The 1,107-nt window shown below is 30.1% G+C and carries 1 protein-coding gene; it reads right to left on the bottom strand.

The window, feature by feature from the left end:
- Positions 1–123 precede the first annotated feature (123 nt).
- Positions 124–939 (bottom strand): MerR family transcriptional regulator, encoded by an 816-nt coding sequence (locus V7183_RS03760; RefSeq protein ID WP_335358721.1) that lies wholly within the window; start codon positions 937–939, stop codon positions 124–126.
- Between the last annotated feature and the right edge of the window lie 168 nt (positions 940–1,107).

Below are 1,107 nucleotides of genomic sequence, written 5' to 3'. Positions count from 1 at the left end.
GCATTATATAGTCCTATACGTAAACTTTAAAAGAACGGTTACTTTTAACTGAAGTATTAAAATGGTTATATGGTTGTTAAGCAGAAAAAAGCACATGTATTGTGCTTTTTTCTGCTTAATCCTTTACTTTTTTATCTGATAACAAACTTCTGTAACCCACTTATTAGGATCTGCTTCTATCGCTGGACTGACATGATATATATTAAACATAGGCCCTGCTAATTCATATCCTTCAGATTCAATCCATTTTGCAGCAGCTTCATTTGCTGCTGTCATTTGTTCGTAACTTCCACTTACTGTAATGGAAGCTATTAAAGATGAATCCACATTTTTAAACGTAACGTTTTTTGTACTTTCATATTCCCCTACTACATTCATTTGTATTTCTACATCTACATCTTTTTCCTTATACTCTTTGTCATGAAATACAGCTAAACTATAACTTGGATTAGCTATATTTGCATTTTCCAATCTTATTTCTTGCATTAGTATATTCCATAACTCACCTTCACAATTATAAGATGGAATCACTTTCCTAACGCTTGCCACTTTTCTCTCTGGAATTTTTTTTATAGCAACATGGTAACTCATCTCAACAACATCCTCTCTCATTGTTTTTATTGAGTCTTCGAGGAGGCGTAACTGTTTTTGAAGATTATTCATTTCTTCTTTTATTTGAGAATTACGAATAAAGAAATGTTCTTTTATAGATTCTAAGTTTTCATTACTATCTAATATTTCTTTAATAGCTGCTATGCTAAATCCCATTGCTTTTAAATTTTGAATTTGATTTACTTTCTTTAATTGTGCAGCCGAATAATAACGGTAGCCCGTTTGAATATCAATTTTTTCTGGATTTAGTAGTTCCATCTTATCGTAATGTCTCAACATTCGAACGCTAATTGAAGAAAGTTTCGAAAAATCTCCTATTCTAAACATTAGTTCCTCCTATATGTTACTGTTATTTCGAAGCTCAAATATAGTTTAAACAATGACATAATGTGAGAGTCAATTAACACTTATAAAAAATATTTCCCAGTACAAATATCATGTGTAATTGGACATGTAACAGTAATTATTTTTATCTATAATTCTTTTTACTATGTT

The sequence above is a fragment of the Bacillus sp. JJ1127 genome, assembly GCF_036965845.1.
Lineage (GTDB): Bacteria > Bacillota > Bacilli > Bacillales > Bacillaceae_G > Bacillus_A.
This window is presented reverse-complemented; position numbering and strand designations above follow the sequence as displayed.